Genomic DNA, 24,788 nt, shown 5'->3' with positions numbered 1-24,788 from the left:
CACCATTATTGTTAACTATCCTTCAACTAATACTAGAGATTTGTCCTCGTAATTACGTTCGATGTGTTTCTCGCCCCATTCACAAAGGGAATCGAGAATCTCCTTCAGGGACCAGCCGTAATCAGTAAGGAAGTATTCCACTTTTGGAGGGATCTGCTGGTAGATCTTTCGTTCGATGACGCCGTCGGCTTCAAGCTCGCGAAGCTGCTGCGTCAGCATCTTTTGTGTGATTCCAGGCATGGAACGTTTCAGTTCACTCGTCCTTTTTGTGCCTTTTGTAAGGTGGCAAAGAATAACGACCTTCCATTTGCCGCCGATGACTTCCAACGCCGCCTCAACCGGAATGTTATATTTCTTCATTCTCGTCTTTCCTCCTTTAATAGTTACTTTTTTATACTATGGTTCAAAACAAACCCTATAAGTAGTAATCAACCGTATAAGACTTCCCGTATCATACCACAGGTTCACTTCTGTTTCAATACTTCGTGTATAGGCACCTTTAAGTACCTATGGCACCCTCGGGTTCCTACCGCACCAAGAGGTGGCTGCGGTACTTGAAAGTGCGTACTTCTCAATGCTTCCGCTAGGCTCCATAATAACCCTAGTCAGCCGCACAGCATCTTTGGCGCGCCTGTGCGCCGGATTTGCTGACAGCACTCATTTCTATCAGGTTGAAGGGGGATTTATTATGGTTTCAAATACTGTTTCACATAAAACACAGCCATCAGAGAAAAAAGGAACATTCGCGCTTCTCGCACTCGCGATCAGCGCGTTCGGAATTGGAACAACAGAGTTTGTCCCAGTTGGACTGCTTTCATCTTTGGCTGATGACTTAAATGTATCCATTACACTAGCCGGTATGCTTATTTCCGGTTACGCACTCGGTGTTGCATTCGGTGCTCCGATTCTTACGGCAGCTACAAGCCGTTTAAATAGGAAGACACTCTTGCTTCTTCTTATGCTCGTATTTATCGTTGGAAACACGGCGGCATCGTTAAGCCTCAGCTTTGCATTATTGCTGGTCGCCCGTGTCATTACCGCTTTTTCACACGGCGTGTTCTTTTCCATCGGATCCACCATCGCCGCCGATCTTGTCCCTCAGGATAAACGCGCGAGTGCGATCGCGATCATGTTTACCGGTCTGACCGTAGCGACCGTAACCGGTGTTCCGCTCGGGACGTTTATCGGCCAGACATTCGGCTGGAGAGCAACTTTCGCTGCCGTTGCCTTGCTTGGGGTCATCGCCTTTATCGCTAGTCTGTTTTTGATTCCTAATTATTTAAAAAGCGCATCAAAAGCTTCATTCAGCGACCAGTTTAAACTGATCACCAACGGAAGGCTTCTGCTCGCGTTTGCCATTACAGCGCTTGGTTATGGCGGAACATTCGTAGCCTTTACGTTTTTGGCGCCTATTTTAGAAAAAATTACAGGCTACCATCCTAAAACCGTAGGCATCATTCTGCTCGTCTATGGTTTGGCGATCGCGATGGGAAATGCGATTGGCGGAAGAGCAGCCAACAAGAACCCCATCCGTGCCTTGTTATGGATGTTTATTATTCAAGCCATCGTTTTGTTCGTCCTTTACTTTACTGCTCCTCTAAAAGTAATGGGAACAGTAACGATCGTCATTATGGGTCTGTTTGCCTTTATGAATGTTCCTGGCTTGCAGGTCTATGTCGTTCAGCTCGCTGAAAAATATGTTCCATCCGCTGTCGATGTAGCTTCTGCCATCAACATTGCAGCGTTTAACGTAGGTATCGCCATCGGTGCCTATGTCGGCGGGCTTGTTGTGGATTCCATCGGCTTGATTCATACGCCATGGGTTGGCGGACTGATGGTCGTTGGAGCCGTGCTCCTGACTGCTTGGAGCGGTACGCTCGAACGAAGAACTTCAAATCAATAAGAAAAAGAGGAGTGCTCAGCTGCACTCCTCTTTTTTTACGTTCAAAGACAAAGAATTAAACCAGCTGCTCGCTTTTCTGTCCTGCATACGCCACGGCAATCTTGGCCGCTACTTCTGCATTATGTTTAACGAGTGCGATGTTGGTCTCGAGGCTTTTTCCTTCGGTCAGCTGTTTTATGCTGTCCAACAGAAACGGGGTTACATTTTTACCTGTGATTTTCAGTTCATCTGCTTTTTGAAGCGCTTCCAAAATAACAGATTCAATTTGATCATGATACATTGCGTGGGCAGCCGGCACTGGATTGGAGATGACAATTCCGCCGTTCAGCTTCAGGTCCCACTTCGTCTTCAGCACTTTTCCGACTTCCTCAGGCTCATCCAAGCGGAAATCGACGCCAAAGCCGCTCTCTCTTGAATAAAAGGAAGGAAATTCCTCCGTTTTAAAGCCGACAACCGGCACCCCTTTTGTTTCAAGGTATTCCAATGTTCTTCCGATGTCCAGGATCGATTTTACCCCGGCACAGATCACGCCGACGTTCGTATGTGCAAGCTCTGTCAAATCCGCAGAGATATCCATGGTCGTTTCTGCTCCGCGGTGCACGCCACCGATTCCACCCGTCGCAAAAATGCGGATGCCTGCTAAATCTGCCGCGATCATCGTAGCTGCGACTGTCGTTGCCCCCATCTTTCCGGAGGACAGGATATACGGAAAATCTCTTCGGCTTACTTTTTCCACTTGCTCGTTCGTTGCAAACTCTTCAAGCTCTTCGTCGTTCAGCCCAATTTTTATTTTTCCATTCATTATGCCGATCGTAGCAGGCACAGCCCCATTGTTTCTGATGATCTGCTCTACTTCTTTCGCCATCTGTATGTTTTGCGGATATGGCATGCCATGTGAGATGATCGTCGTTTCAAGAGCAACAACAGGCTTGCCCATCTCCAATGCTTTTTTCACTTCTTCTGTATAGGTCAGATACTGATGCATTCGGTTTCCTCCACGAGTTGTGTAATGGTTTCTTCTGTCAGATGCGGGTATACCGACATGCCGGTCTGCAAGGTTAATGAAGCCAGTGCCAGACCGTAGCGGCACGCTTTGACAAAACCTTCGTTCTGAAAAAGGCCGAACAGATACCCAGCTGCAAATGCGTCTCCTGCCCCCGTCACATCCACTGTATTCACGGGGAAGGCCGGAAGATGAAGAGATTCATTTTCTGAAGCAGCATACACTCCCTCGCTTCCAAGGGTGATGATGACATTTTTCACACCACGCTCCTGAATGGACTTACTCGCTTTTTTGCAGTCATCCATGCTTTCGATTTTCATGCCGGCAATCATTTCGGCTTCTTCCTTATTTGGCAGGATACTGTGAATGCCATCCAGCGATTTCATCAGCTTTTTGGCCTTAAGGTTCGATACTGGATCAACCATGACAGGTATCCCTTCCAGTTTGCAGCGCTCTGTGATATAGAACAGTGTTTTTTCCGGCAGGTTCGTATCCAGAACGACCATGCTGGAAAGCGCGATATGGGACCACTTTTCCATGATAAACGGTACGGTCATCTGTTCATAAATGTTCATGTCTGCAAGCGCAACGGCCAGATCCCCGTTTTTTCCCAGGAGTGCCGTATAGGTCCCGGTTGATTGCCCGCTGTCCCGTTGCACCTGGCTGATATCCACCCCATGTTTCCCTGTGTTTTTAAGAACCCAGTCACCTTCCTTGTCGTGGCCGACATAGCTTATGAGACTGACATTGCACCCAAGCCTTCCGAGATTCTCACTGATATTGCGGACGACGCCTCCGCACGTCTCCGTGATGGAAACGGGATTTGATGTTTCGTACTGAATGGACTCCTTGCATAAAGCTTTTCGGTCTAGATGAGCCCCGCCAATACAGGTTATCCCTCTAAGCTCTGGCAAAATATAAGCCCGGCCCTTAATTCTTCCGCTCTTCAACAAGCTGGATATATAACCCGCTACAGCTGAGCGGGACAGGCTGAGTTCATCAGCGATCTCCTGCTGGCTGATAAATGGATTTCTCTGAATAATGCTGATGATTTGAGATTCTTTCGTCATTGAAACACCTTCCTTTTTATCCATTATCTTCTAAATGTCAACTTTAGTTTATCTCTCGAACAAAAGTTTGTCCATGATTTTATCTGAAAGTTTAGAAAAAAGGGAAGTTAGGAAGTCTTTTCTGTGTGTCTTCTAAGCTTTGCCAGAGCCTGCTTTCTCCAGGATTTTACCGCGTGAATGCTGACTCCCTCTTCCTCTGCGATCTCTGTCTCTTTCATTTGGCGGAAAATTTTTTTCACGACCCATTTTCGCTGGTTCAGCGTTAGCCCAGAAAGATAGAGCTCCAACATTTCATTTTCAAGAGGAAGAACACCGCCTTCAAAGGGGAACGTTTCTGTCAGCCCGAGACAAAATTCTGCATGAACGGCTTTATATTGAGCTTCCTTTTTTAATTGATCCAGCATTTTTCCTCTCACCGTTCGATAGGCGAATGGCCCGAACTCTCCCTTCCTGCTGTCAAACCTCTTGCAAGCCTCCCAAAGCCCAATGAGTCCTACTTGGTAATACTCATCATAATGCCGGGTAATACCCAGCGACTGAATCTGTGATTTGATTAATGGTTCGAATTGAACGGCCAAACGGTCAAAATTGAATTCCACCTGTTTCATCCTTAAGAAAGACACGTGCCTTACGTTTTATTCCGCCGGTAATCTAAAGATAATGCTCCGTTTTCAGGCTGTCATTTGATCAAAAGTGCAAAACGGAACAGGAAATATGGTGAAAATGACGTTTTGAATGAAGGTAACGGGGGTTTTCGAAAGGCCTTTATGAGGGGTTTAGCTATTTTCGTTCATTTTTTTGAGATGCCTCTTTTTTCACGCAGCTTTCTACTTATAAGTGAAAGGAGGTGATAACATGGCAACCACAGCAATCCAGGACACACAGCTTCGCATGGTATTTGACGCCGGGATGGAGGGTGACAAGCAGCTGTACAAAAACAAAAGTTTCTCCAACGTAAAAACTTCCGCCACAGGGGATCAGCTTTATGCTGTCGCTAACGCTCTAGCTCCACTTCAGCAGCTGCCTCTGATCTCTGTCGAACGCAATGACTCGCATGGCCTTTACGCGTAAAAAATTCCAAAAAGCAAGTATGACCCTTATGGGAAAGGAGGAAAAAGAAATGGCTAAAACACTAGAATTGCAGTTTATCAATGAACAGGATAAGACGGTGACGATCTCTCTGGATAGCCCGAAAGAACCTGTGGATTCCGCCGCTGTTAAAGCTGCTATGGATACGGTGATCGCACAGAACATCTTCATTTCAAACGGCGGTGATTTTGTCAAAAAGAAAGGCGCCCGCATCACAGAACGCACCTCAAGTGATATCGTGCTTCCATAACGCAACAGTTGAAGGATGGAATAAACCCCAATCGGCCGTCATGCCGGTTGGGGTATCTTGCTGAAAGGAGGTAAAAACATGGAAACATGGCTCTCTTTTGTAAGCGATGTGGGCTTTCCAGTGATGGTGACGCTGTATCTTCTGCACAGGATCGAAGGCAAGCTTGATACACTGAGCCAATCCATCATGTCCCTGGCCGAACGGGTGCAAAGATAGCAAAAAAAGCCTGTCATTCTCATCTTGGCTGAGAGACAGGCTTTTAATCATTGATTATTTTTCATACCAATAAGCATCTTGGCTGTGGCCTTTTTCTTCTGCTTTACGCGGTGCATCCTCTGCTCCTTCTGCACCCATCGGCTCCCTGCTGGAGGTGTTTTCCGCATTGGCTTTCTTGAGCCCTTCCTCTACCCTTTTTCCATAATCCTCATCTGCCAAATTCTTAAGAGAAGCGGGCTTGCCGTATTTAATGCTGCAGAGTTTTTGCAAGGGCAATCGCGCCGCATAGCCCGGCATTATCGCCAAGACCTGGAGGGACGATATAGTCTTGAATGGTTTCCTCGGTAAGCAGCGGATGCTGTACATAGCTGTTGAGCGTCTCAAGCACCTTTTTGCGGACGAGCGGGAAAAGCTGCTGCTGCTTCATCACACCTCCGCCGAGAACCATTTTTTTCGGGGAAAGAATGAGAATATAGTTTACAAGAGCCTGGGCAAGGTAATGGGCCTGAAACTCCCAAACCTTTTCGTTCCCTGCAAGTTCGATCCCCTTCTGGCCCCATCGTTTCTCAACAGCCGGGCCTGCTGCCATACCTTCCAAACAATCTTTATGGTATGGGCAGCTTCCTTCAAAATGATCTTCGGGATGGCGCCTCACTAGGATGTGCCCCATCTCAGGGTGCGTAAGACCGTGAAGCAGCCCGCTCTCCGTGATTGCACCTACCCCAATGCCTGTCCCAACAGTCATGTAGATGCATGAGTCCAATCCCTTTGCTGCCCCCCACTCCAATTCGCCAAGCGCGGCAGCGTTTACATCAGTATCAAACGCAACAGGAACATGGATATGTTTCTGAATTTCCCCGACCAGGTTGTACTGTGCCCAATGAGGCTTTGGCGTGCTTGTAATGTAGCCATATGTACCGCTGTTCTTATCAAGGTCGACAGGCCCAAAAGAGCCGATCCCCATCGCACCGATCTCTTGATCGCGGAAAAATTCAATAACCTGGCTGATCGTTTCCTCCGGAGTGGTCGTCGGTATGCTGATCCGTTCAAACACCTCTCCGTTTTCATCGCCGATCCCGCAAATAAACTTCGTGCCTCCCGCTTCTATTGCTCCAAGTTTCATATCTTTTCCTCCCCGAGCTTTTATTGGTGCCATTTTATTGGTGCCTGGCACCTGTTTTTTAACTGCTGTGAGATGCAATAAACGTTGCGTTTCCTTTAAGAGAGAATTTCTTCACAGTAGAAGGCACGATGAAATGGTCACCCTTCTTAAAGGAAGACGTGCCGTTTTGCGTCTCGATCTCTCCTTCCCCATCGAGAACACTGACTAGCATGTACATTGGGTTTTCTAGATTCGAAGAGGTGCCGTCCAGTTCCCAATGGTAAACGGTAAAATAAGATTCTTTAATCAATTTTTTCACCATCAAATCACCCTGTTTATCTTCAACAGGCTGAAAGTGGGCGTCCACATGCGGAATCATCGCTACTTCAATCGATTGTTTAATATGAAGATCTCTCGTGTTGCCTTGATCGTCTTTTCGGTCGTAATCATACACTCTGTAGGTAACGTCAGAGCTCTGCTGGGTTTCAAGAATCATCGTCCCTGCCCCGATCGCATGGATCGTGCCGTTCGGAACATATACGAAGTCACCCGGTTCTATTTTCTTTTTACGAAGAAGCTTGTCCCAATGCCCGTTGTCGACCATCGATTGGAACTCGTCCTTGGATTTTGCATGATGGCCGTAAACGAGCTCGGATCCTTCCTCACAATCTATAATATACCAGCATTCGGTCTTTCCGAACGCCTCATGTTCCACTCGCTGCGCATATTCATCATCCGGATGCACTTGAACAGAAAGATCTGTTTTAGCATCCAAAATTTTAACGAGCAAAGGAAAGTCGTCGCCTTCCTGGCCGGCAAACAGACCCCTGTGCTTTTGCCACGCTTCGTTCAGGGTCATACCTTTTAGCGGGCCATTCAATATTGTGCTCGGACCGTTCGGATGGGCTGAAATCCCCCAGCATTCTCCCGTTGTTTCAGACGGAATCTGATAGCCGAACGTTTCTCTCAGCTTCGTTCCTCCCCATATCCGGTCTTTAAACACCGGCTGCAAAAAAATCGGTTCCGCGTACATACCAACATCCCCTCATAGTTTCATCCAATACAATAGATACAGCTTCTATTTTACCTTATTGAGGAGGGATAGTGAAACGTAGAGCGCGGGGATTATCGATGGAAAATAAACACACTTTTTCTTAGTATTGAAAGAATGCATGAATTGAGCGGTGCCTGCGGACCATGTGCAGGCGCTGTTTCGTGGTTTCGGGTTTCCTTCTTTCTTTCGCCGGTGCTATTTTCTCGCTGCTATCACTCGGTGTCATATCACTCGGTGTCAGGCACCGTCGTTACCGGTGCCTGGCACCGCATTTCTTAGCTCTTATATGTTTTGCTTCCCCAATAAAAGATGCTATGGCCGTTCCATCGGATTCGTTCTGCCTTGCCATTGTATCTTTGCTCGTAATGAAGATGTGCACCAGTGGAACCACCCGTGCTTCCTACTGCTCCAATCTTTTGGCCCTGCGAGACCTTCTTTCCGACCGATACATTCACACCGCTTAAATGGCCGTACAAGGTCTGCCAGCCGCCCCCATGGTCAATGACAATGTATCTTCCATAACTGCGGCCACCCAGATTTTTCACTTTAATGACTCTCCCGGCAGCAGAAGCGGTCACCGTATCTCCCTCATCATACAGACGGTTGAGGTCGACTGCATTTTGTGGATTATGATTCATCCTCGTCTGCCCGATCCAAACTTGTCCTGCCGGAAATGGAATCCGGAAAACGGGAGATGCATCGGCTTTCTTAAATGGTGTCTCAAGCAAAACAGCTGCCGTGCAGATTGGAAGGATAAAGAAAAGCAACTGCTTAATTCTTTTCACTCCTTGTATCCTCCTTTTTCATTTGATGGGATGTGCACTTGTTTAGGCATGTCTTATTTTAGGGTGCAGTAAATTCCGTCAAATTACTGATGGGAAAAGGTGTAAAAAAAGGGTGCCAGGCACCGCACATTACACACATGTGTAATGGAGGTGCCTGACACCAAATTAAATAATTCCTTGTTTCCCCAGGGATGACTGAGCGCTGTTTTTTGAAATTAAACTTAGAATAACGTAAGCCGCTAGAGAAAGTGCGACTGGCACTACAACGGTATGCATTCCCCACAGGTTCGGAGCGAATGTGTCGAGAAGGACGTAGGAAAGTACACCTGTCACGATGGAACCCACAGCACCGGCTGCGTTTCCTCTCTTCCAATAAAGACCAAGGACGACCGGCCATATAAATGCTGCTTCCAGACCGCCAAAGGAAAACAAATTCAGCCAAATCAGCAGGTCCGGAGGATAAAGAGACACGATGAATACCAGGATTCCGATAATGGCAGTCACTGAAAAACTCAAGCGTTTAACCGATTGCTGACTGGCTTCCGGTTTAATGTAATTGATATAGATATCTTTAACAATGGAGGAGCTTACGATCAACAGGATGGCGTTCACCGTTGACATGACCGCAGCAAGCGGTGCTGCGAGCACTATACCCGCAAGCCATCCTGGCAATACCTTCAGTGCGAGCATCGGCATCACCTTATCTCCGATTTCCACTCCTGGTATGACGACTCTTCCAAAAACTCCAGTCAAATGCATCCCCAGCATGATGAACCCGATGACAAACGTCCCGATGATCATCGCCTGGTGCATCGCTTTTGAATTTTTATAGGACATGGCCCGGACCGAGATCTGCGGGAGGCCTACTACCCCAATGCCCACAAGCAGCCAGAACGAGGAAACGTAAAGCGGCGTCAAAGACTTGTCCGCGCCGAAGGGTGTGATCAAATTCGGATTCTCAGCAGCAAGGGTCGAGATGATATGGGGAACCCCTCCACCTGCAATGATCGTTCCTGCCAATATAATGAGTGTTCCGACAAACATGACAATTCCCATTAATGTATCTGTAATGACAACTGCACGAAAGCCGCCTGCTATGACATAAACAAGGACGGAAAACGAAAAGATCAGCAGGGCCACAGGGTAAGAAACACCAGTGAACGACTCGATGAGCCGGCCGCCGCCTATCCACTGCGCAGCGGTTGACGAGAACAAAAAGATGCTGATGCTTGCTGCGGACAAAATAACGACCCACTTGTTTTCATATCGTGCCTTCAGAAAATCAATCAGCGTGACCGCGTCGATCTTTCTTGCAACAATGGCAAACTTTTTCCCAAGGACAGCGAGGGTGAAGTAACCCGTAACAAGCTGTGCCATCGCTAGCAGCACCCAGCCAAGGCCGAGCTTATAGGCGATTCCCGGACCGCCGATGAAGCTGCTCGCACTTCCATATGTAGCTACCATGGTCATCGCGAGAACGAAGCCGCCCAGATGTCTGCCGCCCAGGAAATAGTCCTGTAAAAACCCTGAACCACTTTCAACCTTGCGTGAGGTGTAGATTCCAACGAGAAACATACCGATCAAAAAGGCAAGTAAAGGAACAATAACTTCCCAGTTCATCTCTTTTCCTCCTTCAGGTTCTCCAAATCAGGTACATCTTCGAAGGGAACCTCTGTGAAGAAAAATTTAACCATGATATATACGAGGATGGAAAATACGATAAAGCCGGCGACGCAGCTATAGAAGAACCATGCTGGCAAACCCCATATGTAGTGATATTCCTTCACAGGTTTCCCGCCAAGCCCGTAGGAAAAAGCGTACCACCAGATGAAGTTCAGAACGGCAAGCCCGATGCCCATCAAGGCTTCCCGATTGGATATTTTAAATCGCGGATCCATCTTAACAGCTCCTTTCAGAATCCGTCAGTTTTTGTAGATCATTGTATCTATTATGCCATAATATCCTGTCATTTTCTCGGTGATGTCGTGTACGTGGTGCCTGGCACCACGTTTTGACATTTGTGTAAAGGCGGTGCCTGGCACCATAAACCGGCATCTCAAAATAAAACAGCCTAGCTCCTTTAAGCTACGCCGTCGTATTCTTTACTTGATCGGCTCGATTTGACCGCGCAGTTCCCCGCCCGGACTAAACTCCGAAAAAACATTCACATAAACATTACCTTCGTTAATCTCTTCCACAAGCTTAGACAGGGGCTGTCCCTGAAGTGGGCCAATTAATTCTTTATTGGTGATGCAACCTGTTATGATTCCTGTATTCAAGCTGATGCTAGGTTTAATATGGGCCAGCAGATAAGCGACGACAGGGCCACTTTTACCTGCTTGTCCCAAATGAACGCGTGCTTGAGTTAACTTCCTTATATTGTTAACCTGAAGCCGGTAGTGGAGCTTGGTTCCATTGGAGCTTAGGACAAATTCAGTGTTTCCAGTTGCCCGGGTACCAACAGGAGGAACTTCATGTTCGCCTTTTAATCTGCATAAAAAATGTTTCAACAACAATCCAGCCACTCCTTTCCGATAGCTATTGACAGTATATTCAGGAGCGGCAATTAAGCTTGTTTATTTATCTAGGGTTTAAAAAATAATTTGCATTTTGTTTTGTAAAATTCCCTCGCCTTTGTTCGTGCATTTCCCGGGACATTTTTTTACAAAAACAAACAAAGAAGCGTGATTCCTCTCTTTCCTCGTAAAAAATCCATAAAAACTATCAAAATTTTCAAAAAATATACTATATATTGAGAAAATTAAATAGACACTGTCCTATATCTAGTATAAAATGGGAATATATAGAGATGTTTCTCTGAACGTGAAGTTATAAAACATTTTTCTGTATTGGGGGAATGGATATGACTCAACAAAATATACTAACATTGAAACTTGAGATCGACGCCATCCGCTTAACAATGTACGTAATGAGCACCCGCGTAAACAACCTTGCAGACCCACTTCTTGTACAGTTAAGCCAGTTGCTCGACCAAAAACTAAACGAACTGAACCAATGTGCATAAAGCTGTCACCCTTTTTGGGGACAGCTTTTTTAGTGCTTGGTGCCTGGCACCAATTAGTAACAAAGGCTAATCTATGAACCGTTCTCGGATCTCGGGTGTGGGGATCATGCAGTGGTCCTTTCTGCCGAACCATCTGTAACGGTTTTTGGCGATCCAGAAATACAGTCCATCGCGCAGCGGCTTAGGGATAACAACAAGGATATAGGCAGCACTCCACAGGCCTCCGAGATCCCTGGCAATCTCGAGTGCTGCCGTGGATTTTTGGTAGATACGGCAGTCTTTTATATAAACTAGACTTTCAAAATCTTGTTGAGGAAGACGGAATTCACGGAGCAGCTTCTGACCGGCATCCGATTGCAGAGAACCGAAGGAAATCCGCCCCTTCTTATCCTGTCTGATCAAGAAATTAACAATCCCGTTGCAGAAGTTGCAGACACCATCAAATAATAGAATAGAGCCGTCCCGCTGTTTTTCCACTAACGATTCCTCCCCTTTTACTTCAATTTTAACCCGTTGCTCAAAACCAGCTCATAAGGACGTTCTCCTCTTTCTCTGAGGAGATCTTGAGCTGGCCCCTCGCCAAGAGGAGAGCAAAAATGAAGTCTGCAGCCGTCCAGTTCCAGTACCGTACATTCAGCCTGAAGGCCATTATCAATGTAGCTCCGCCCTTTGGATAACCCCAGCCATCCCTGCCAGGTCAGTGATGTTTTCTCTGCATCCTCTACGATAATCTTCAAGTGATCCATTCTCAGATCCCCAGCCGGATGTTTGCCGATAAACCCTTTTTCCCGAAGGTCTGTATCGCGTTCCATATCCGGCTCGAGCCAATCTATGAAAAACGGCGGAGACAGCTTGTTTCCCTTGTCATTGCTCGTTATAAATAACAGTTTCCAATTGAGGGTGCTTCCATCTTCACGTTTACGTCTTCCAGGGAAAAGTCTTGTCTCCAAACCTTTCTGCTCCAGCAGGATTTTTAGATGATCAATTCGATCAGTGCGGATGGCAAACTGGCCAGGGCCCTGTTTTTCGGGAAAACTTTGCATCAGCTGGCCGATCAAGGGATTTTGTGTCGCCTTCCGTGCGATTTCTTCTTTTTCGACAGCTAAAAATTCCACATAGGTCAAGCCAAAATACGAGAGTGTATTATAAGTTCCCCAATCTTTATGGCTGCCGCCCCGGACTGCATGAATGCCTTGTTTTTTCAGGCTATCAATATGATTGTTCAATGCTTTATCGGTAAAATATACAAGATGGTCAAACGCGAGTGCCACACAAACCCCTCCCGAAACTTTTTCTACTTTTAAATTATCAAAATCGGGAGCAAAAAGAAAAAAATTGGTGCCGGGCATCGAATGATCGGTTTATTTTTTTTTATAGTAAAGAAAAAACAGTAAATACCACATCACCACTGCCTGTCGCAGATTCCATTGGCAATGTCTATGCAGGAAGAGACGAAACAAAAATATTCAAAGTGAAATAAAAAAGCAGGTGCCAGGTACCGCGATTACACACTTGTGTAAGGGCGGTGCCTGGCACCTTTTAAATTAAACCATCTGTTCGCTTTCTGCTTTGTTGCTGACGGCAACCGGTCGTGTTAAAGCACTGGCCACAAAGAGGGCAATGGTGTTGACCAGCAAAGCAACGATGCCAATATTCAAGTTTTGACGGCTTGCGGCAGCATAGGAAGCAGGATGGCCAGCGTTGTTCCTTTGATCGATACATAGGCTACAACGGCAACACCACAGGCGATTCCTGCAAACGCTCCCTGTTTCGTCACAAAGGGCTTTTCGACAGGCTTAAAACCAGGGCTGGAAACAGCTGAGTGACGAGGCTGTATCCCATTAATAGCAGCGTTACAATCGTGTCTCCTCCTTTAAACGTGAAGAAGACCGAGATGAGGGCCATGACCGGCACGAGGTATTTAGCCAGCTTAGCCACCTGCTTTTCACTCGCGGAAGGGTAAACCGCTTTATAAACATTATTCGCAAAGAGGATTGAAGCCGCCATAAGAAGTAGCGAGCCCGGTACCAATGCGGTAAGCAGCCCTGCCGCTCCGATCAATCCGATGATCCAGGGATCGAACGTTTGCACGGCGAGTTTGAACAGTGATAGATCGCCGTCGGGCCCTTTCAGACCAGGAACCTTTAAGATCGCGGCGAACCCGACAAACATGACAAACAGCAAGACGAGCGAATATACCGATTTTTCTGATATTTATACCCGTTCTCCTGGTAGGGAAGTACTAAGAAATGGTAGAGAGGTGCCACTTAGAAGGTGCCTGGCACCTCTATTACACAAGTATGTGACGGCCGGTGCCTGGCACCCAAATCATAAGAAAAAGGAGGCTGAGGATAATGGATAGGAAGAAAGAAAACTACGAAGAACAAAACAGCACGCACGAACAGAATTTCAGCACGAATGAGGAATTTTCCCAGGATGTAGTCTATGAGGAACTGGAATTATCGGATCAAGCCGTGATCAGCGGAATCGTCCATCATCTTGCCCATCCTGGTGAGACAGAAGTTAACTGCGAAGAAGAAAGCCATTAAAAAAATGGTGCCTGGCACGCCAATTACACACTTGTGTAACGGCGGTGCCTGGCACCATTCAAAAAACACCCATTTAACGGGCACGGATCCCTAGGCCCTCACATCACGCTTCTGGAAGACGGCGAAGGTGATCACTAGGAAAACTGCCGTATAGATTGCGAGAATGCCTAATGAAAAAGATAGTGACATGTCTTTTATGAGCTGCATTCCTTCATCAAGATACTGGGTGAGTTCCATGTTCGGGAACAGTGTATATTTTGCCCATGGTTTATTGCTGAATATTGTCGTAAGGATATTCCCGGCAAACGTGACGAACATTGAAACACCGATCGCCACAGAGCTGCTGTAAAACAACGTAGAAATCATGAACGCCAATGCCACAAGCACTGCAAATTCGATGAACTCCAGCCCCATGTTGGCCAATACATAATGAGAGATCAATTTTTCATGGACAACCCCATTCACATCGGTCAGATACGGCTGATCCATTCCTCCGAATCCATAGAATACACTGCCGATCAGCCAGGTGGAAACGATGAGAACAATCCACAATAAGAAGGCAAATCCAAGGGTTGCAAGCAGCTTGGAGAGCAGTATTTTCCAGCGGCTGTATGGACGGATCAGAAGCATCTTAACCGTACCCTTGGCAAACTCGGCAGCTACAATATCACTCGCCACTACGATGACAAACAGTCCCAATAGGGAAGACATCGGCGCGAAATCCTTCATGAACTTCCAGCTTGTCGTTTCATATGGTGAGATCTCATGCTTTATTGCGTACTCGTTCTGTTTATACTCGCTCTCTAGTGAATCCCTGTACATTTTAGGTGCTTTATCCTTTTTAGCCTGAGCGATTTCCTTTTTCAATCCTTTATTCTGTTCGGTAAGCTCCTGCTTCCAGTTCGTTTTTGCCGATTGGTCTTCTGTAACCTTGCCGTAGATGGCCACGCCAAGAACGATGAGGACAGGAAGGGCTATAAACACCCACGTTCTGACCCTGCTGAAAATTTTGATCCATTCATTAGTGACCAGCGACTGAAACTTCATTCGAACCCTCCCCCTTTCCCTGTCATTTCAAGGAATCGTTCTTCCAATGTCTTTTTCTTTAATTGAATGCCATACACCGTAAAACCTGCCATGACCAGTCTTTTATTGATATCGCCAATCGCTTCAGGCTGCTGAATCATTATGACAAGTTCCTTAGCCTCGACCGCAACCGGTAGATCCGGGAGCTGTTCAACAAGGATATCTTTCGCTTTCAAAACATCGCCCTCGACTTGAAAATGCACGGTGGCGTCTGCCTGATCGGTCACATTGGTCACATCATCAATCCGAACAAGTTTACCGTTCTGGATTACGGCGACACGGTCACACATGAGCTCCATTTCCGCTAAAATATGGCTGGAAACGATGACTGAGGTCCCCTGATCGGCAAGTACCCGCAAATAATGGCGAAGATCATGCATCCCTTGAGGATCCAGCCCGTTTGTCGGTTCATCCAAAATTAAAAGAGATGGATTATGCAAAAGAGCCTGGGCTACACCGAGCCGCTGCCTCATCCCGAGCGAGTAGGTTTTTACTTTTTTATGAATGGCATATTCCATTTCCACCAGCTTCACGACCTCATTGATCCGTTCTTTCGTGACGCCTGGCATGATCCGCGCATATTGCATAAGGTTGTTGTAGCCGGTCAAATAGTCATACATTTGCGGATTCTCAACAATAGCCCCGATCTGTTCCATCGCTTTTTCATAGTGTTTGCGAATGTCCAGGCCATTCACCAGAATTTCTCCTTCTGTTATAGAGATTAAACCTACAATCATACGGATTGTTGTCGTTTTCCCCGCCCCATTCGGCCCGAGCAAGCCAAAAATTTCGCCTTTTTTGACACCAAACGACAGTTTGTCTACTATACTTTTGCCTTTTATCTGTTTTGTTACCTGTTTTAATTCCAGCGTATATCCAGTTTCCATATTTCCTCCCTGCATCTGTTTGTTCATTTGTTTTTACCCCATTTCCAAATACTAACATATACCACTTCCCTATTACGGGTCAATTCTTTTTAAAGTTTCATAATTTATAAAAAAGGTGCCAGGCACGCCGATTACACAAGTGTGTAACGGCGGTGCCTGGCACCATATCCTTCTATTGAATCAACAGAAAGGATCCTAAAGATTGCAGTCTGACCTCTCCTTTGAATGTTTCACCTGTCATGGCGTCCATCCAGGTGCCATGCGGCAGGGAGACGCGGTGGCTTACTGTCGTGGAGTGATTCAATAAACATAGGAATTTTTTGCCGGCCTCTCCCGTCCGTATGACCATTTCCACATCATCCGGAAGCTCTATCGTGCTTACGCCAGCCTCAGCAAAAATGTCACGGTACAGCCGGACAAGGTAAAAATCTTCGACCGCTGTTCCGATGTAATACACTTGGCCTTTCCCGTATTTATTCTTCGTGATCGCAGGTGTTCCTTCATAAAAAGCGTCCCGGTAGACAGCGAGAACCTCCGCCGATTTCGGCTCGATCAAGTCACACCACACCGTGGCCGGTGACATGATGTCCCTGATGTTTCCCGCTTTTCCAGTGACCCGGTTCTGCTGGCCAGTCTGAAGAGATTCGTACTCATGGATTTCAATGCCCGCCAGTTCCCCAAGCTCACCCGGCAGTGTATGCTCCGTGACCGCATTGTTCGGTTCTTTGACGCCCGCACGATAAGAAAGCACAACCGTTCCGCCATCTGCCGCAAACTTTTTCAGTTTTTCGGAGAATTCCGGATTCGTTAAAAAATAAACAGGAACGATGACTGCCTTCAGCCCGTCCAGGCTGCTCTTTGGGGATACGATATCCGTAGCCGCGTTCAAACGATAGGCTCCGGAATAGAAACGAAGCAGTTCCTGTTTATGGGTCAACGCATCACTTTGCGGCTGGATGCGCCATGCCCATGCGTTTTCAACGTCATAATACACGCCGACTTCGGCCTTATATGTGGAAGCCACCCATTCATCTCCAATTCTTTTCAGTGCCTCAAAGGTCTCTTTCACCTCTTGAAACTTTCGCCTCGGCTTCCCATCATGATCCAAGATACCATGGCAGAATTCCTCCGTTCCAAAACGAGCGGCGCGCCATCTGAAATAGACGATCGCTTCTGCCCCCCGGGCTATCGCCTGGTACGTCCAGAGCTTGATATGGCCAGGACGGGGAAGATAGCCGATATGGCTCCATCCCTGCGCGCCAGAAAGCTCCTCAAGCACCCAATAGCCTTTTCCGTCTTTTGTCGAGCGGCAGAGATCATGCTGCTGTGCGATCTGCGCTGGCGGGATCGGTTCAGCAAGCCCTCCCCAAACCGGATAGTTATCAAAGGAGATGAAGTCGAGATCCTTCGCGATATCCCGCTGTTTTTGCGCAAGCTCGGTGAACACGAAATTATGGGTGATGAACTGCTGATCTGAAATGTGTGCTCTTAAGGTCTCAACCTGGAGCTTGTTGTATGCGGTGTAGCTGTCTGCGCAAAAACGATCAAAATCCAGCAGCAGCCCCGGATTATGTTCCTGGAACACTTTTCTGGGTAGCGGAACCTGTTCCCATGCCGTATAAGTCTGACTCCAGAAGATCGTGCCCCATGCTTCATTCAATGCATCCAGGCTGCCATACTTATGGCGGAGCCATTCTTGAAACGCCAACCGGTCTTCATCACCATAGCTGCGGTCAGATTTTTCATGGCCGTACTCATTGTCTGTCTGCCAGCCGATCACATCAGGATGCTGGCCGTACTTCACCGCCAGCCGCTCAACGATTTTCTTTGTAAATTGCTGATACACCTTGCTGTTTACCGTGTAATGGCGGCGTGCGCCGAAAGATATCTTTACGCCGTTCTCATCAACTGGAAGAATTTCGGGATACCGGTGTGCCATCCATGCGGGCGGGGTCGCGGTCGGTGTGCCGAGGATGATTTTGATCCCGTTTTCTGTCAGAAGATCGATCGCTTCGTCAAAAAGTGTAAAATCATAAACGCCCTCTTCCGGCTCCATGAGCTGCCAGCCGAACTCAGCGATGCGCACCACGTTAACCCCAAGCTCTTTCATCAGCCTTACATCTTCCGGCCATCTTGATTTTGGCCACTGCTCCGGATAATAATCCACTCCCAAATACATGCCCGATCACTCCTTTATCTGTCTATTCTTTCACCGAACCGCCCAAAATACCAGAGATAAACGTTTTACGAGCAGAAAAAAAAGCGCCCTGTAAAGCGCTCATCAAACGTGCGGAATGCTTCTCTAACGAACAAGGATATCCGGCCGGCGCAGTTTCTGGCCTCCGAAGGTTACTTCAATGCAGGGCCATTCTCCCGTTTCCGTTAAGATCTCAGCGCCCTTCTTATGTATAAGGATCGTGTCTTCTGACTTTACACCGGGAAGCGACGGATTCCATGTGAACGCCATGTGTTCCTGTACCTTGGTCTCTGAATCCATTGTTGCGATGAACTCTCTGGAGTCATAACCGGTGGGCCCTCCTTGATGGAGAAGTTTCCAATCTTCGGGATAACCCTCATTCTCATACTGATGAATCCCCTTCTTGAAAACTTCTCCCACTGTTGCACCGGGTACTGTGGATGTGATAAATGCCGCATCAATGCGGGAGAGCTTTTCTTTATGGTCAACAAGCTCCTGCCGCAGCGGCCCGAAATGGACCACCCTCGTAAGGTTGGCGACCAGCCCCCCGCGTTCACCACAGATCACGAGCAGTGCATGCTTGTTCATTTTTTTGGAGGTTGGAACAGGGTGCCGGTAGGAATAAATACGTTCGTCCGTCGCAACAAGCAAGACCTGAGGCCTGATTCCTTTCGATATGGCCTGTTCTGCCACCATTCCGGCGATTTCATATTCTGTCTGTCCAGGCTCGATCCTTCGGCAGACAGATTCCAGGGACCATGCTGCATCCTGACAAAGCTTTCGGTAACGTTCTGCTTCCGTTTCATCCAGGATCGAACGTACAGATCTTAGCGCCTCTGCCATGTCAACATAGTCTTCAAACGGCGTATCCGTCCCCATCACTTTCCCTTTTCCAAGTTCAGCAATGAGATGATCTGATCCCTTATACCATTCATCAGCGACGACCTTCACTTCATGCGGGAAATGCGCGAGCTCTTCTTCCTTTATGCGCCTTTCTTCCATCTTGGTCGTCACCACATAGATCTCGTTTTCAAAGATAACAAGATCAGCCACACCTTCTGTGATGCTAAGTACGATTTGATTCTGGCGCCCTCCAGTTACCCATGAAAAGTGATTTCGTTTTCTGAGCAGCATCCCGTCCAGTCCATTTTCATTCATGATCTTTCTGATCTTATTTAAGGCCATCGTCAGAACCTCCATCGGCATAGCCGTCTGGATGATTCAGGTGCCAGTTCCAAGCGTGCTCCACTATCTGATTCAGATTAGGGTATTTCGGAATCCAGCCCAGTTCGTCTCTGGCTTTTTGAGAAGACGCGATCAGAATCGCAGGATCGCCCGCCCTTCGCGGCGAAGCCACAGCTTCGATTGTCCGTCCGGTAACGCTGCGGCATGTGCCAATCACTTGCTTTACCGAGAATCCTTTGCCGTTTCCGAGGTTGTAAACCGAGCTTTCATTGGTACTCTTTAACTTTTCCAGTGCACGATAGTGAGCATCAGCCAAGTCCATCACATGGATATAATCCCGAACACAGGTGCCGTCTTCTGTAGCATAGTCCTCTCCAAAAACAGAAACATGCGGCCGTTTTCCAAGCGCAGCTTCAAGAATGATCGGGATAAGGTGGGACTCGGGTGTGTGGTCTTCTCCTATCCTTCCTTTTGGATCCGCGCCAGCCGCGTTAAAATACCGAAGAGCAACGGATTTGAGCCCATAGGCCTGATCTGCCCAATGAAGCAGCCTTTCAATAGCCAGTTTCGTTTCTCCATAGGGATTGGTGGGCTGCGTACGGTCGCTTTCCTGGATAGGAACGTTTTCAGGTTCGCCGTAGACCGCAGCAGTAGAAGAGAAAACAATCTTCTTCACTCCATTTTTCACCATGCGGTCGACTAGATTCAATGAACCTGACACATTGTTCCGATAATAGGAGATCGGGTCTTTGACACTCTCGCCGACAAGCGAGTTGGCCGCAAAATGGATGGCCGCTTCAATGTTATGTTTTGAAAATACAGTGTCCAGCAAGGAGCTGTCATGCAGATCGCCTTCATAGAACGGAACATCCTTCATCACAGCCTTCCGATGCCCTTTCTGCAGATTATCGAACACGATGACTTCCTCACCTTTTTCAAGCAGATACAGTACGGTATGGCTGCCGATATAACCTGCCCCGCCAGTTACCAATATGGCCATTATCTTTTCACCTCGTCTAGTTCTTTTACTCCATCTCCAATTTCACACACATAAAAGTCTGGTGTTAAGCCTGTCAGTTCTTTGTATTGGATGGCAACATTCTTTTGAAAATCCTGAACCTGTCCGGCTTCCACGATTGAAATGGTGCATCCTCCAAAACCAGCGCCTGTCATTCTTGTTCCTATGCAGCCTGGCTGCTTTTCCTGAATGTCAAACAGTGCGTCAAGCTCCGGTCCCGTCACCTCATAATTCTCACGAAGCGACAAATGCGACTCCTTCATATACAAGCCAAACGCATGCAAATCTTTATTCTCCAGTGCTGCTACAGCTTTTTGAACACGGTCATCCTCTGTAACCACATGGCGCACACGCTTTCGTATCGTTTCGTCAGCGAGGTGTGCTTCCACCTTTTTAAACTGAAGCGGCGTCAGTTCACCGAGAGAGGTTACGCCGTCTGCATGCTTCTGGATAATATCGAGACCTTGTTCACACTGTGTTCTTCGTTCATTGTACTTCGAGTCTGCAAGCCCTCTTCTTTTGTTTGTGTTTGTAATGACCAGCTTGTGCCCTTCGATCTCAAGAGGAATCAATTCGAATTCATGGTTCTTGCAGTCGAGAAAAACCGCATGGTCCTTCTTTCCGAACCCGACCGCAAACTGATCCATAATACCGCTGTTTACGCCGATAAATTGATTTTCCATACGCTGGCACAGCTTGGCGAGCTCAAGTATGGGCAGCTCCTCTTTTTCCAATACTGAGAAACCTAGCGCGCTGACCATGCCAATCGATGCCGAAGAAGAAAGGCCTGCTCCATTTGGAATATTGCCGGCGTATAAAACGTCAGCTCCTGATAGCGGGATACCCAGCTTCTGCAATTGGTGAAGTATACCTTTCGGGTAATTTGCCCAGTCATCCGCCTCGTCATAGACAATGGGCTGTTTTGTATCGACAGAGACCTCCAATGGGAAGGTTTCACTCTTCAAACGATATACGCAATCGTTTCTCTGCCGAATGGCCATGTACGTTCCAATGGTTAATGCAGCAGGAAATACGAAGCCGCCATTATAATCGGTATGTTCCCCGATCAAATTTATGCGTCCAGGAGCAAAGAAAAGTCGTACGTTGTCGTTATTTCCCGGAAAATATCTTTTAAACTGTTCCACACATCGGTTCTCCACGCTTATTCCTCCTTATTTATTGCTGTAGCGTTTGATACATTGACGCAAAATTTCTGCATTTTCTTCCACCTTTGTCGGATTGGCTGCTGCCCACCCGCCTGTTTCAGAGGAAGAATTAAACTTTAATTTGTCATGAGCACGGAGTGGAGGATAGAACTCAATGTGAAAACGATAAAAATCCTCATATGAATCATCAGAGTTCGACGGGCGCTGATGCATGACCATCATGTAAGGAAAGAGCTTGTCATAGATTTGATCCATGCCGCCAACCATCTCTTGAAGCATGTTTCCCAGCTCTTGTTTTTCTTCCTCACCAAATTCAGTCATGGCCGTTTTTCCTTGTTTGCTGACAATGTAAGCTCCGTACGGATAGTCCGTAAAGAAAGGAATGAACGCAATAAAATGCTCACTCTCCAAAAGGACACGCTCCCCAAACCTCTTTTCTTCCGCAATCATGTCATCAAATAGGTTCCTTTGTTTTTCCACAAAATACTCTTTGCAGGCTTCTAGCTCTGTTTTTACTTTTAAAGGAATAAAAGGATAGGCGTACACCTGCCCATGCGGATGAGGCATCGTAACACCGACTTCTTCTCCGCGGTTTTCAAAAATCATGACATACTCATGGTTTGGATCTTGATCCAATTTGGCGAACGTTTCGGTCCATAGATCCATCAATTTCTTCATATGGTTGGGTGATAAGTCAGGAATCGTGTCATAATGACCCGGAGAATACAGTACCACCTCGCATTTTCCGTAGGCTTCTCTCGTTTGATACAACCCTCCTCCTACATCATCCGGCTTGGGCGGATTGGATGATAGGACGGGAAAATCATTGTGATAAAGATGAACTTCGTATTCATCAGGCACCTTTCCTGAACCAGGGCAAAACGGGCAAAAGTCCTTTGGCATGTGCGGCCTGTTCTGCCGGCTCGCAGCCACCATTGTCCAGTCTTTTAATAAAGGATTATATCGTAGCTCGGCCATACGAGCGCCCCCTGTCTTTTCAATTTATTAAATTAATTAATTAATACTGCTGCCAACTGCAGCTTTTACGCGGAAAAGAATTTCAACAAAGCATGATCGGAGTGTGGATGCGAACAAAATCATAGTTGGAACCGCAAAAATCCGAGTCAAACCCTAAAGCCGGAAAACATCCCAATTATTAAGGTACCTTGCCCTTCGTGCTGTAACCACTTTCCGTTACTGCCATCTCCATACTCGCGTGCTTTCTGCTATTCAACTTCCTCCCTGTAACCGCCTTCACTATATCCTGAAGTATACTTTATTAAATTAAATTATTAAGTTTTATCCAGATTAACATAGTCTATCCTTTTTGCAAACCCTTTTCGCCAGGTTTAATCATCTTTTAAAAAAATTAAAAACAGCTGCCCGGAGGAGGGAGAATAGGGCTAAAAACAATGTTTTATTCTGTATCCTTTGTATAGTTTGAGATTTCGACCAAGTTGCCATCCGGATCTCTAATATATAGGGATGTAATAGGGCCCAGCGCTCCTGTTCTCTTGACTGGCCCCTCGATCACCGGGACACCTTTCTTTTGAAAATGTTCAAGTACAGCAATTAAAGGGAGTTCGGTAATAAAGCAGAGATCAGCTGATCCCGGGGTGGGTGCATCAGCTTTAGGCTCAAACTCTTTTCCCGCTTCATGCAGGTTAATTTTTTGGCTGCCGAATATCAGGGCTTTTCTGTTCTGTTGAAAATGGATCGTCTTCATCCCTAATACATCATTGTAAAAATCACATGTCCTGGTTAGATCCTTTACTGTTAAAACAAAGTGATCCAAGCTGGTTACCTTCATGCATTTTCCTCCTTTCCACACCTGAAAGAGGCATTCAAAACGATTTGATTAACATTTTATCCTATTATACGGATCGTCGAAAGTCAGAAGACTTCTGTTCAGAAGAAAAGAATAAAGGTATAATGTAAATTAATTAATTAAATTAACTTGAGGTGTTTTCATGCAGCGCGGCACGTTTCAATTGATGAAATCATTAAACCGGAACATAATTCTGAATAAAATCCGTCTGGAAGGGCCTATTTCCCGAGCCCAGATCGCCAAGGATACAAAGCTGACACCGCCTACAGTCAGTTCAATCGTTAAGGAACTGATCGAATCAAATTTGATTAAGGAGAGTGTACAGGGTGAATCCAAGGGCGGACGGAAACCTACCATGCTGGTCATTAATGCTGACAGTTTCTATGTCATCGGGCTGGATGTTGGCCCCAAGGACATTAAAACTGTCATGACAGATTTGAATGGCAAAGTTCTGGTGTTCCAGGAGAGAGTGTTGTTCAGTCCGCTCACAAATGCTGAGCTGCTCGACATCATGAAAGCAGAAATTCAACAGATTATGGACCAGTATAAGGGAGAAGAAGACAAAATTATCGGCATCGGTGTAGGGATGCACGGAGTAGTGGACGCCGAGCAGGGCCTATCACTCTATGCACCAAACCTGAATCTGAGAAATATCCCGATAAAAGAGGAACTAGAGAACCGGTTCAGCCGTACAGTTAAAGTCGAAAATGATGCGAAGGCGCTTGCACTTGGCGAGGTTTGGTTCGGGAACGGAAACGGAGCGGAAAGTGTAGTCGTCGTTAACGTCGGGAACGGTGTCGGAGCAGGGATTGTGGTAGATGGCAAGCTATTTCACGGCGCAAATTTTATAGCCGGAGAAATCGGGCACATGACGATCGATATCGGCGGCAGGCAATGTACCTGCGGCAATTACGGATGTCTTCAAACACTGGCAGCCGGGCCTGCTATTGCAGAAAAGGCACAAAAAGAAGTAGCCATTGGAAGAGACAGCCTTTTGCGCGAGATGGCCGATCATGATCTGGAGAAGATTGACGGAAAAATGGTATTCGAAGGAGCACTCCAAGGAGATGAACTCTGCATTCACGTGCTGAAGTCAACCGGGATCTACCTGGGGATCGGGCTGACAAACTTGATCCACCTAATGAACCCAAAAACGATCATTATAGGCGGAGGTGTCTCCAATGCAGGGCACTTCGTTATGGACAGTTTGAAGGAAACGGTTCAAAAGAAGGTGTTGACTGAAGCGGCAAAGCATACCGATATCAGGCTGTCTATGCTGGGGAACAAAGCAACGGCAATCGGGGCTGTTGCCCTGCTGCTCGTTGAATTGTTTCAGTGAACAAAAAAAGGTGCCAGGCACCCTGAAAGGAATCAG

General features: G+C 46.9%; 28 protein-coding genes and 1 pseudogene. 7 read left to right on the top strand and 22 right to left on the bottom strand.

The window, feature by feature from the left end:
• Nucleotides 1-15: 15 nt before the first annotated feature.
• Nucleotides 16-360, bottom strand: a complete 345-nt coding sequence (locus QYF49_RS01275) for a winged helix-turn-helix transcriptional regulator (protein ID WP_290397828.1) — start codon at nucleotides 358-360, stop codon at nucleotides 16-18.
• A gap of 328 nt (nucleotides 361-688) precedes the next feature.
• Between QYF49_RS01275 and QYF49_RS01270 the strand changes: the two genes are divergently transcribed.
• The gene (locus QYF49_RS01270; RefSeq protein WP_290397827.1) at nucleotides 689-1,903 is read left to right on the top strand and encodes an MFS transporter; all 1,215 of its coding nucleotides are present in this window, start codon (nucleotides 689-691) and stop codon (nucleotides 1,901-1,903) included.
• Nucleotides 1,904-1,958: 55 nt separating this feature from the next.
• Here QYF49_RS01270 and QYF49_RS01265 read toward each other — a convergent pair whose 3' ends face one another.
• The 3 genes from QYF49_RS01265 to QYF49_RS01255 form a co-directional block, all read right to left on the bottom strand.
• Nucleotides 1,959-2,888, bottom strand: a complete 930-nt coding sequence (locus tag QYF49_RS01265) for a pseudouridine-5'-phosphate glycosidase (protein ID WP_290397826.1) — start codon at nucleotides 2,886-2,888, stop codon at nucleotides 1,959-1,961.
• A complete protein-coding gene (locus QYF49_RS01260; RefSeq protein WP_290397825.1) occupies nucleotides 2,873-3,976 on the bottom strand; it encodes a carbohydrate kinase in 1,104 nt (367 codons plus the stop codon). Before QYF49_RS01260 ends, QYF49_RS01265 begins: the two co-directional genes overlap by 16 nt.
• Nucleotides 3,977-4,083: 107 nt before the next feature.
• Entirely contained in the window at nucleotides 4,084-4,575 is a 492-nt protein-coding gene (locus QYF49_RS01255) for a sigma-70 family RNA polymerase sigma factor (RefSeq protein ID WP_290397824.1), read from the bottom strand.
• A gap of 256 nt (nucleotides 4,576-4,831) precedes the next feature.
• Between QYF49_RS01255 and QYF49_RS01250 the strand changes: the two genes are divergently transcribed.
• The 3 genes from QYF49_RS01250 (at nucleotide 4,832) to QYF49_RS01240 (ending at nucleotide 5,531) form a co-directional block, all read left to right on the top strand.
• A complete protein-coding gene (locus QYF49_RS01250; RefSeq protein ID WP_290397823.1) occupies nucleotides 4,832-5,047 on the top strand; it encodes a DUF1659 domain-containing protein in 216 nt (71 codons plus the stop codon).
• A gap of 49 nt (nucleotides 5,048-5,096) precedes the next feature.
• A complete protein-coding gene (locus tag QYF49_RS01245; RefSeq protein ID WP_290397822.1) occupies nucleotides 5,097-5,315 on the top strand; it encodes a DUF2922 domain-containing protein in 219 nt (72 codons plus the stop codon).
• Nucleotides 5,316-5,393: 78 nt separating this feature from the next.
• Nucleotides 5,394-5,531, top strand: a complete 138-nt coding sequence (locus QYF49_RS01240) for a YvrJ family protein (protein WP_290397821.1) — start codon at nucleotides 5,394-5,396, stop codon at nucleotides 5,529-5,531.
• A 54-nt stretch (nucleotides 5,532-5,585) separates the two neighbouring features.
• On the opposite strand, the gene QYF49_RS01235 is transcribed toward QYF49_RS01240, so the two are convergent.
• From QYF49_RS01235 to QYF49_RS01205, 7 genes are all read right to left on the bottom strand, one after another.
• The gene (locus QYF49_RS01235; RefSeq protein WP_290397820.1) at nucleotides 5,586-5,807 is read right to left on the bottom strand and encodes a hypothetical protein; all 222 of its coding nucleotides are present in this window, start codon (nucleotides 5,805-5,807) and stop codon (nucleotides 5,586-5,588) included.
• Complete coding sequence (locus QYF49_RS01230) at nucleotides 5,779-6,654, bottom strand: ROK family protein (RefSeq protein ID WP_290397819.1); 876 nt, start codon at nucleotides 6,652-6,654, stop codon at nucleotides 5,779-5,781. The genes QYF49_RS01235 and QYF49_RS01230 overlap by 29 nt, the downstream gene beginning before the upstream one ends.
• A 58-nt stretch (nucleotides 6,655-6,712) precedes the next feature.
• The gene (manA, locus tag QYF49_RS01225) at nucleotides 6,713-7,666 is read right to left on the bottom strand and encodes a mannose-6-phosphate isomerase, class I (RefSeq protein WP_290397818.1); all 954 of its coding nucleotides are present in this window, start codon (nucleotides 7,664-7,666) and stop codon (nucleotides 6,713-6,715) included.
• Nucleotides 7,667-7,962: 296 nt separating this feature from the next.
• Nucleotides 7,963-8,472, bottom strand: coding sequence for a M23 family metallopeptidase (locus QYF49_RS01220; protein WP_290397817.1), 510 nt, complete (start codon nucleotides 8,470-8,472; stop codon nucleotides 7,963-7,965).
• 165 nt (nucleotides 8,473-8,637) lie between these two features.
• On the bottom strand, nucleotides 8,638-10,092 hold the full coding sequence (panF, locus tag QYF49_RS01215; RefSeq protein WP_290397816.1) for a sodium/pantothenate symporter: 1,455 nt from the start codon (nucleotides 10,090-10,092) through the stop codon (nucleotides 8,638-8,640).
• Nucleotides 10,089-10,370, bottom strand: a complete 282-nt coding sequence (locus QYF49_RS01210) for a YhdT family protein (protein ID WP_290397815.1) — start codon at nucleotides 10,368-10,370, stop codon at nucleotides 10,089-10,091. Before QYF49_RS01210 ends, panF begins: the two co-directional genes overlap by 4 nt.
• A 204-nt stretch (nucleotides 10,371-10,574) precedes the next feature.
• Nucleotides 10,575-10,988: a CHRD domain-containing protein gene (locus QYF49_RS01205; protein WP_290397814.1), complete on the bottom strand. Its 414-nt coding sequence runs from the start codon at nucleotides 10,986-10,988 to the stop codon at nucleotides 10,575-10,577.
• A gap of 347 nt (nucleotides 10,989-11,335) precedes the next feature.
• On the opposite strand from QYF49_RS01205, the gene QYF49_RS01200 reads away from it, so the two are divergent.
• Nucleotides 11,336-11,497: a Spo0E family sporulation regulatory protein-aspartic acid phosphatase gene (locus QYF49_RS01200; protein ID WP_290397813.1), complete on the top strand. Its 162-nt coding sequence runs from the start codon at nucleotides 11,336-11,338 to the stop codon at nucleotides 11,495-11,497.
• A gap of 66 nt (nucleotides 11,498-11,563) precedes the next feature.
• Here the strand turns inward: QYF49_RS01200 and QYF49_RS01195 are convergent, their stop codons facing one another.
• The 3 genes and pseudogenes from QYF49_RS01195 to QYF49_RS01185 all read right to left on the bottom strand — a co-directional run.
• Nucleotides 11,564-11,974: a thiol-disulfide oxidoreductase DCC family protein gene (locus QYF49_RS01195; protein WP_290397812.1), complete on the bottom strand. Its 411-nt coding sequence runs from the start codon at nucleotides 11,972-11,974 to the stop codon at nucleotides 11,564-11,566.
• 17 nt (nucleotides 11,975-11,991) lie between these two features.
• Nucleotides 11,992-12,768, bottom strand: a complete 777-nt coding sequence (locus QYF49_RS01190; protein WP_290397811.1) for a VOC family protein — start codon at nucleotides 12,766-12,768, stop codon at nucleotides 11,992-11,994.
• Nucleotides 12,769-13,041: 273 nt separating this feature from the next.
• Nucleotides 13,042-13,696, bottom strand: a pseudogene (locus tag QYF49_RS01185) (sodium:solute symporter family transporter); the annotation flags it as partial.
• A gap of 155 nt (nucleotides 13,697-13,851) precedes the next feature.
• Here QYF49_RS01185 and QYF49_RS01180 point away from each other — a divergent pair.
• Nucleotides 13,852-14,046: a hypothetical protein gene (locus tag QYF49_RS01180; protein WP_290397810.1), complete on the top strand. Its 195-nt coding sequence runs from the start codon at nucleotides 13,852-13,854 to the stop codon at nucleotides 14,044-14,046.
• Between the two features lie 90 nt (nucleotides 14,047-14,136).
• Here the strand turns inward: QYF49_RS01180 and QYF49_RS01175 are convergent, their stop codons facing one another.
• The 8 genes from QYF49_RS01175 to QYF49_RS01140 all read right to left on the bottom strand — a co-directional run bounded on the left by QYF49_RS01175 (nucleotide 14,137) and on the right by QYF49_RS01140 (nucleotide 23,395).
• Nucleotides 14,137-15,093 carry an ABC transporter permease gene (locus QYF49_RS01175; RefSeq protein ID WP_290397809.1) on the bottom strand — a complete coding sequence of 319 codons (957 nt, stop codon included), beginning with the start codon at nucleotides 15,091-15,093 and terminating at the stop codon, nucleotides 14,137-14,139.
• Nucleotides 15,090-16,046, bottom strand: coding sequence for an ABC transporter ATP-binding protein (locus QYF49_RS01170; protein WP_290397808.1), 957 nt, complete (start codon nucleotides 16,044-16,046; stop codon nucleotides 15,090-15,092). The genes QYF49_RS01175 and QYF49_RS01170 overlap by 4 nt, the downstream gene beginning before the upstream one ends.
• Before the next feature lie 145 nt (nucleotides 16,047-16,191).
• The gene (locus QYF49_RS01165) at nucleotides 16,192-18,198 is read right to left on the bottom strand and encodes a beta-galactosidase (protein WP_290397807.1); all 2,007 of its coding nucleotides are present in this window, start codon (nucleotides 18,196-18,198) and stop codon (nucleotides 16,192-16,194) included.
• Between the two features lie 123 nt (nucleotides 18,199-18,321).
• Complete coding sequence (locus tag QYF49_RS01160; protein WP_290397806.1) at nucleotides 18,322-19,401, bottom strand: M24 family metallopeptidase; 1,080 nt, start codon at nucleotides 19,399-19,401, stop codon at nucleotides 18,322-18,324.
• Nucleotides 19,388-20,401 carry a UDP-glucose 4-epimerase GalE gene (galE, locus tag QYF49_RS01155; protein ID WP_290397805.1) on the bottom strand — a complete coding sequence of 338 codons (1,014 nt, stop codon included), beginning with the start codon at nucleotides 20,399-20,401 and terminating at the stop codon, nucleotides 19,388-19,390. The genes QYF49_RS01160 and galE overlap by 14 nt, the downstream gene beginning before the upstream one ends.
• Nucleotides 20,401-21,579 (bottom strand): galactokinase, encoded by a 1,179-nt coding sequence (locus QYF49_RS01150; RefSeq protein WP_290397804.1) that lies wholly within the window; start codon nucleotides 21,577-21,579, stop codon nucleotides 20,401-20,403. The genes galE and QYF49_RS01150 overlap by 1 nt, the downstream gene beginning before the upstream one ends.
• A gap of 12 nt (nucleotides 21,580-21,591) precedes the next feature.
• Nucleotides 21,592-22,563: a galactose-1-phosphate uridylyltransferase gene (gene galT, locus QYF49_RS01145; protein ID WP_290397803.1), complete on the bottom strand. Its 972-nt coding sequence runs from the start codon at nucleotides 22,561-22,563 to the stop codon at nucleotides 21,592-21,594.
• A gap of 439 nt (nucleotides 22,564-23,002) precedes the next feature.
• Nucleotides 23,003-23,395 carry a VOC family protein gene (locus QYF49_RS01140; RefSeq protein WP_290397802.1) on the bottom strand — a complete coding sequence of 131 codons (393 nt, stop codon included), beginning with the start codon at nucleotides 23,393-23,395 and terminating at the stop codon, nucleotides 23,003-23,005.
• 160 nt (nucleotides 23,396-23,555) lie between these two features.
• On the opposite strand from QYF49_RS01140, the gene QYF49_RS01135 reads away from it, so the two are divergent.
• Nucleotides 23,556-24,752 (top strand): ROK family transcriptional regulator, encoded by a 1,197-nt coding sequence (locus QYF49_RS01135; protein WP_290397801.1) that lies wholly within the window; start codon nucleotides 23,556-23,558, stop codon nucleotides 24,750-24,752.
• The last annotated feature ends 36 nt before the right edge of the window (nucleotides 24,753-24,788 follow it).

This window comes from Fictibacillus terranigra (genome assembly GCF_030412265.1).
Classification (GTDB): domain Bacteria; phylum Bacillota; class Bacilli; order Bacillales; family Fictibacillaceae; genus Fictibacillus_C; species Fictibacillus_C terrinigri.
The sequence above is the reverse complement of the archived record's forward strand: the minus strand, read 5'-3'. Positions and strand labels throughout refer to the sequence as shown.